The organism is Thermococcus sp., assembly GCF_027066465.1.
Lineage (GTDB): Archaea > Methanobacteriota_B > Thermococci > Thermococcales > Thermococcaceae > Thermococcus.
The window spans coordinates 1-6,873 of sequence record NZ_JAMONU010000167.1 but is presented as its reverse complement, the minus strand read 5'-3'; the positions used below and the strand labels follow the sequence as shown (position 1 = coordinate 6,873).

General features: G+C 56.4%; 4 protein-coding genes. 1 reads left to right on the top strand and 3 read right to left on the bottom strand.

From position 1 onward, the window contains the following. From MVK46_RS08255 to MVK46_RS08245, 3 genes are all read right to left on the bottom strand, one after another. Window positions 1-2,255 (bottom strand): AAA family ATPase (locus MVK46_RS08255; RefSeq protein ID WP_297536203.1); only part of this gene is annotated, 2,255 nt, incomplete at its 3' end. Continuing rightward, window positions 2,252-3,583 (bottom strand): exonuclease SbcCD subunit D, encoded by a 1,332-nt coding sequence (locus MVK46_RS08250; RefSeq protein WP_297536202.1) that lies wholly within the window; start codon window positions 3,581-3,583, stop codon window positions 2,252-2,254. The genes MVK46_RS08250 and MVK46_RS08255, both read right to left, overlap by 4 nt. Before the next feature lie 9 nt (window positions 3,584-3,592). Then, entirely contained in the window at window positions 3,593-5,242 is a 1,650-nt protein-coding gene (locus tag MVK46_RS08245; RefSeq protein WP_297536201.1) for an ATP-binding protein, read from the bottom strand. A 163-nt stretch (window positions 5,243-5,405) separates the two neighbouring features. Between MVK46_RS08245 and MVK46_RS08240 the strand changes: the two genes are divergently transcribed. Then, window positions 5,406-6,873: dihydropteroate synthase-like protein (locus MVK46_RS08240; RefSeq protein WP_297536200.1), on the top strand; the 1,468-nt coding region annotated here is incomplete at its 3' end.

The following is a 6,873-nucleotide window of genomic DNA, read 5'->3' as shown; positions in this document are numbered from 1 at the left end:
AACGGCTCTCCGGCGAGCCTCTCGACCTCGGCAAGGCCTCTGACCTCGGCTTCGGCCTTCAGGCGGGCGATCTTCTCCCGGAAGGTCTTCATCTCACCCTCAAGCTCCTCAACCTTCTCGAGTTCCCTCTCGGCGCTTTCGATTTCCTTCAGCTTATCCCTCAGCTCCTTTATCAGCCTTCCAATTTCGTCCCTGAGCTTTTCCCCCTCCTTAAGCTCCGTTCTGACCCTCTCCAGTTCTTTCATTTTTTCGAGGTATTCTCCCTCGACCCTCGAGAACTCCTCCTCCGAGAACGCATCCCTCAGGGCCTTGAGTTCGTCCTTCAGTTTCTCAAGCTCCCCGTTCAGCTCCTCAATCTTTCTCCTCTTGGCTTCTATCGAGGAGAGGGTCTCTTCGAGCTTTCTCCTCATCTTTTTCAGGGTCTCGGGGACGTCCCTGAGCGAGAGGTATTCCCTGTGGAGCGGCTCAAGCTCCTCGAGCCTCTTTTCAACGGCGCCGAACGACTCAAAGCCTTTCGCCTTGAGCCTTCCGATGAGCTGTTCCCTCTTGGCCTCGAAGGACCTGATGAGCCTTTCAATCCCCTCAAGCTCGGCTTCCGCCTTTTCAACGTCCTCAAGCTCCTTCTCAACGTGGCTGATTTCCTTCTTGATGCCTATCAGCTCTGCCTTGACCCTCTCGAACTCCTCGGCATATTTTTTGAGCCTCTCCACGTTCATTTCCCTGAGCCGTTCCTCAGCCTCCTTGAGCAGCTCCGCGGTCTTCTTGAGGCGCAGGAGCTTTCTTTCGGCCTCAACCTTCCTTTTGAGTTCCTCTTCAAGTTTTGTCAGCTCCTCCAGCCTTGATGACAGCTCCGAAAGCTCCCGGTCAATCCTCGAGAGTTCAAGGTCGTATTCCCTCTTTATCTCCTCCTCGTCGTGTTCGTCTATGGGCCTCTTGCAGAGGGGGCACACCCTGGCCCCGTCAATCTTGCGGAGGTTCTGCAGGAGTTCATCCCTTCTCGCCTTGACCCCCGCAATCTTCTCCCGAATCTTTCCGATGTCCTCTCTGACCCTTTCAAGCTCCTCCCTTGCTCTCTCGGTCTCTTGAAGTTCTTTCTCAAGCTTCTCGAGGGTGTATCCGGCCCTCTCGAGTTCTCGTCTGTACTTCTCGACCTCACCCATAACCCCAAGGGCCTTCAGGTAGAGGGAGTTCTTCTCTTTCAGCTCCTCGTAGGTCCTTCTCACTTCGGATTCTCTCTCCCTCAGCTCCTTAAGCTTCTCCTCAAGTGCGCTCCTCCTGCCGGTCTTTTCCCTGAGGGATTCGGCCTTCTGTTTGAGACTCGCGAGTTTGAGGTCCACGCGGGAGACCTCGTCCTTCAGCGACAGCAGGTTTTTCAGCTCGGTGTACTCTTCTTCGGCGCTCTTGAGCCTCTCAAGTTGCTTGAGCTTTTTCTCAAGTTCTTCTATTTCATTCTCCAGCTCGGCCCTGTTCCTCTCAAGCTCCTCTATCAGCTTTTTCTCGCTCTCAACGGTCTTTTCCTTGAGCGAAACCGATTTCTCAAGTTTCGTGAGTTCTTCCCTGAGTTCCTTCATCTCCCCGTACTTCCTTCCAAGCTCTTCAACGTTCCTCCCGAGCTCCCTGACTTTCTCCCTGAGCTCTCCTATTCTCCTGAGGGCCTCCGAAAACCGCTTTTCAGCTTCCTTCAGGTTCTCCTGGGTTTCCTCCTTTCTCTCGACGGTCTTCTTCAGGTATTCCTTCTTCCTGCGCAGCTCCCGTATAACCTCTGCCGCGTTCCTCTCGGCGTTCTCGTAATCCTCTATGCCCAGAACCTTGCGCAGAACCCTCTCCATGACCTCGCGGTTGGTTATTATCCCCTCAATCTCGCCCTGCCGTATGTAGAGGGCGTTCGTGAAGACCTGAATGGGGTAAACGTTCCTCTCAACCCACCTCGCTATCTCGGAGCTTTTGTCGGCTATTATCGCTCCGTTCTCCCTGAGAACGCTCCCCATGGGCGTTCTCTCAACGGTGTACACCTTCCCGTTGTGCTCGAACTCGAGCTTCAGGGAAAAGCCAGAGGAGCCAACCCTGGTGTTCACGGCCTGATAGCCGCGCGGAAAGCTCGGGTGCCCGAGGTAAAGGGAAGCAAAAACCGCCTCCAGTATCGAGCTTTTTCCGGCCCCGTTCTGACCGATTATCAGGTTTATCCCGTCGTTAAACTCGACGGTGCTTTTCTCGTGCGCCCTGAAGTTCCTTATTTCAATCCTCCTGAGCCTCACGGCTTACCCCTCCTCAGCCACGCGTCCAAGCTGGAGGGCTTTCCGGCGGGCTTCACCTCTCTTTTGACTTCCCTTTTATTCCCAGCTTCCTCTTTTGGAGCGGCCTTCTCCTGCCTATCCGGCTTTTTCTCGGTCTTCTTCCCGTAGCTCTCCATAAGCCATTCTAAGAATTCATCGATGGAGTTTGAGAACTCGGCGGGCTCGACCCTTAGGTGGAGGAAAAGCTCCCTCTCCCACTCGTTCAGCAGTTCCTCCTCGCCCACCTTTTCCACGGAAACGGCCTCCCCGACGACCCTGCTCCGGAAGGTGTAGTACCTTATTCCAGAACCCTTCAGGAGGTCGTTGAACTCGGCTAGGCTTATTCCCCCCTTCACCCGGCCTTCGAGCATGAAAACGGCGACGGCTTCCTTTGGGATTAGAGACGCGACCTCCTCAACCTTTCTCCTGAGCTCTGCCTTGGAGTTCCCCTCAACCCGCACGTAGTAGAACGGCCTTGCGTCAATCTCAACGAACTCCGGCTGGAAGTCCTCGACTATGTAGAACCCCTTCGCCCCGTCGCGGTTCTCCCTGATTCTCGGCTTCCCATCTTTGGAGAGGTAAGTTACGATGTGGCTCGCCTCCCTCACGTCCGTCCTCTCGGGTGAACCCGGATACGCTATCGGTCCGCTCAGGCCCGTTTGGGAAGGCTCCGCAAGTCTTCTCACGTGAATGTGCCCGAGGGCGTAGTAGGAGAACCCATCCGGAAGCTCGTTCAGCCTCAGGTCAACGGCGTCGCTGTAGGGGGTGTCTTTAGACAGGTAGTCAACCGCCTGATGGAGCATGAGTATGCCCCGCCTGCCCCTGAAGAGGACCTTCAGGACGTTGGTCTCGCCCCTGATGAGCTGCCACCTGCTGTGGTGCCTCAGCCCGTATATCTCGACGTCGCCGAAAATCCCCCTAACGAGGTACCTGCTTCCCTTCCTCTCGCTCCGCTGGAACTCACCGCTTCTCGGTTCCCTCAGATAGCCGACGAGGTTTATCAGGCCGAGGTGCTCGAGCAAATCGAAGACGGACGTTTCCCTTATCGTCTTGTCGTGGTTGCCCTCTATCGCGAAGACAGGTATTCCCTTCTTTCTGGGCAGTTCGAGGATTTCTATGGCATCGCGGAGGGCCTTTGGGGAGGGCCTGCTCACGTGGAACAGGTCGCCCGGGATGAGTATGAAGTCCACCCCCTCCCTCACGGCCCTCTCAACCGCCTCACGGAACGCTTTAACGTAGTCCTCGTAGCGGAAGGGCTGGTTGAACTGCTCCCTTCCGAGGTGGGCATCGGCTATGTGCGCGAACTTCATTCCAACACCTCACGGAAGGTCTTCGAGGGCCTCTTCCTCACCAACGCTCTCGCCGGGGTTTCCACTCCACTCGCCGACGATGTCTATGTCCCCCCCGCCGTAGTGTCCTTTGAAGTCCCTCTCGAAGCTGTAGATTTTCACCATCGCCGGAATCGTTATGGCGTAGCCCACTATAACGGCCTCGCCGACGCCGAGGGAAGCTATATCGCTCAGCAGGTCCTCGCTTATCTGCTCGCTCGCCTGCTGAACGTAGCGCTGGTCGTTCGGCTCAACCAGCCTGAGGATTATCTTGGTGTTGGTCTGGCTGAGTATGTCGTCGTCCAGCTTCTTGGGTCTCTGGGACACTATTCCCAGTCCGATTCCGAACTTCCTGCCCTCCCTGGCTATTTTGCTGAGCCATTTGGAGGCGGGGTTTGACTCGTTTCTCGGCGCGAATATGTGGGCCTCCTCAACTATGACGAGGAGTGGTTTCGTGAGGGCCGGGTACTGTTCGGCTATCCTCCTCATCTCGTCCCTGTCGCTGATGTTCTTGGCCTTGACGTACTCAACCCTCGTCTTCATTATCCCCCTGAGGAGGAAGCTCGCCAGCGCTATCATCTGCTCCTCTTCCATTCCGCTGAGGTTTATGACGTTGGCGAAGCCGGGCTTAAGCTCGCTCAGGATATCGCTCGGCCCTATGAACTCCTCGAAGTCTCTGAGAAACTCGTTTATGTAGTCCGAGACCCTTATCAGGGAATCCCTGTCGTTCGCCTTGAGCTTCCTGACGACCGGCCTTCCCCTGTGGTCGATGTACGTTATCTCCTTCTCGTCGCTTTCACTCGCCCTAATCCAGTCCTCGACCTTGTCCCTCAACCTCTCCAGGAACTCCCTCCCGCCGGGAGTTAGGCCTTCTTCAATCATCTCGTGCTTGACTGTGTAGTAGGCTATGCTGAGGAACCTCCTCTGCTGCGTTGCGTTCTCGGCGATGCCGAGCATTCCCGCGAGTTCCCCCGGCCTTATCCTGCCCGGGTCTATCGTGGCCTTTATCGGGTTGACCCTTGCCCCAGGCCAGCTCAGCCTCTGATACTCCCCGTGGGGGTCGAGGATAACGACGGTCCCGCTGACGTTGCTCACTATCTCCCTCGTCAGGACGGCTATCGTGTTCGACTTGCCGGCACCGGTAACCGCCAAAACGGCGAAGTGTCTCGAGACGAGCCTGTTAACGTCGAGACCGACCTCTATGCTCTCCCTCGCTATTAATCTTCCTATCCTCACGTGGCCGTTTGAAAAAATCCTCGCCAGGTCATCGTCGTCAGCCAGATAAACCCTCTCCCCGGGCTTTATCGGGACCCGGTTGGGTGCCGGCCTTGTTAGGAACTCGCCGTCGGCCCGCCTTAGAACCCCCACCACCTTCGCCGTCGCGAGTATGGCCTCGCTCTTCTCGAGGACGCCCTTCGAAAAAACGTTTACTGTCTTTTCAACGTAGTCGTAGCTGCCCTTTCCGGCTTCCATCAGCCAGTTAACGTTCCTAACCGATTTGAGTATCGCGAGAACGTCGTCACCGTCCCGGTTTTTAACGGTCAGGAACTCGCCGAAGCGCGGGAGTCCGTTTTTGGGGTTAACTATGAACGTGAAGTGGTCGGTCGTTGACTCGCCGAAGACTATTCCAACGCCCTCCATATTACCACCTTAAGTTGATTTTTCGCCCAAATCAAAAACCTTTCGATGGACTTTTAAACATCACTCCCAAACCCCGAAGCCCGATGACGAGCTACTCCCGGCTGAGCGGTGATGAGCCACCTACCGGCCGAGGGCTTTTAAGGCCAACCCCGAAGTTCCAACCATGAGAATCCTCCTCGTCACGGGAAAACTCGCCGAACCGCTCGTGAGGAAGTACGGGAAAGGTTGCGACATCCTCGTCACGCCGGTCAGCGTCGCGGCCTTCTTGACCCCCGAACTGATAGTCCGCTACCTGAAGAGGGCCGGCGTGAGGAGTGAGGACTACGACTTAATTCTGATTCCCGGTCTCGTCAGGGGTTCCGCTCGGCCCATCGAGGACGAAATAGGGATTCCAACCTTTAAGGGGCCGAAGAACGCAATGGACCTTCCCGCGGTGCTGAGAGCTTTGGAGAAGGGCTTCATGCTGAGCAAGGAGAAGCCGGCGGACGAGCTCTTCTCCCTCGATGGCCTAAAGAAGGTCGAGGACATCAGGAACAAGACCAAGGACAGGCGCTACATCGAGAATGCCCTTAAGAAGCCCTGGAACGTTCTCATCGGCAACTTGCCTGCTGGGATGGACTTCCCGACGAGGATTCTCGGCGAGGTCGTTGACGCCCCAAAACTCGGCGTAGAGAGAACCGTTGAGAAGGCCCTCTACTACCTCCGTGAGGGGGCGGATATAATCGACATCGGAATGGTTGCCGGGGAGACGAACCTTGATTTCATCGAGTCCCTCCCAGAAATCCGCGAGAGGCTCAAAGAGAGGGGTTTTGACGTTCCAATCAGCTTCGACTCCCTCAACACCGCTGAAATCGAGAAAGCGTTGAGCTATGCAGACCTCTTCCTGAGCGTCGATGAGGGCAACATCGAGGAGCTCGTCACTGAAAAACCGGTCGTTCTAATCCCGACGAACCAGAGGAAGGGCTTCTTCCCGGTCAGACCGCTGGAGAGGGTCGAATTTCTCGAGAGGCTCAAGGAGAAAGCTTTAGATTTGGGATACAAAACCCTAATCCCGGATTTAATCCTCGAGCAGGTTCCCCACCTGGCGCGCTCGATAACGGCCTTCCAGCTCTACCGCGAGAGGAACCCGGACGACGTTCTCCTCGCTGGAGTTGGCAACGTGGTTGAGCTTTACGACGCGGACAGTGTGGGAATGAACGCTCTGCTCGCCGGAATAGCAAAGGAGCTTTCGATAAGCCTGCTCCTCACGACGGAGACGAGCGCAAAAGCCAAAGGCTCCGTCAGGGAGCTGAGAAGAGCCGTGGACATGAACCTCTTCGAGACCCCGAAGGATTTGGGCTTCGACCTGCTCATCCTGAAGGAGAAGAGAACCAAGGAGTGGCGCTTCGAGCCGGCTCGGGAGGTCGTCGAGGCGAGGGAAAGGCCCGTTGGGCTTGAGCCGGTTTACTTCCGCATCTGGGTTGAAGGCGGGAGAATCTGGGTGAACGCCCACAGGGGAACGGAGGCCGTTCTAACGGTCGTCGGCGACGAGCCGAACGCGATAATCGACACGATTCTTGAGCGCTTCGAGATAAGCCCGAGGCACGCCTTCTACCTCGGCCGTGAACTGGAGAGGGCCTACACGGCCTTAA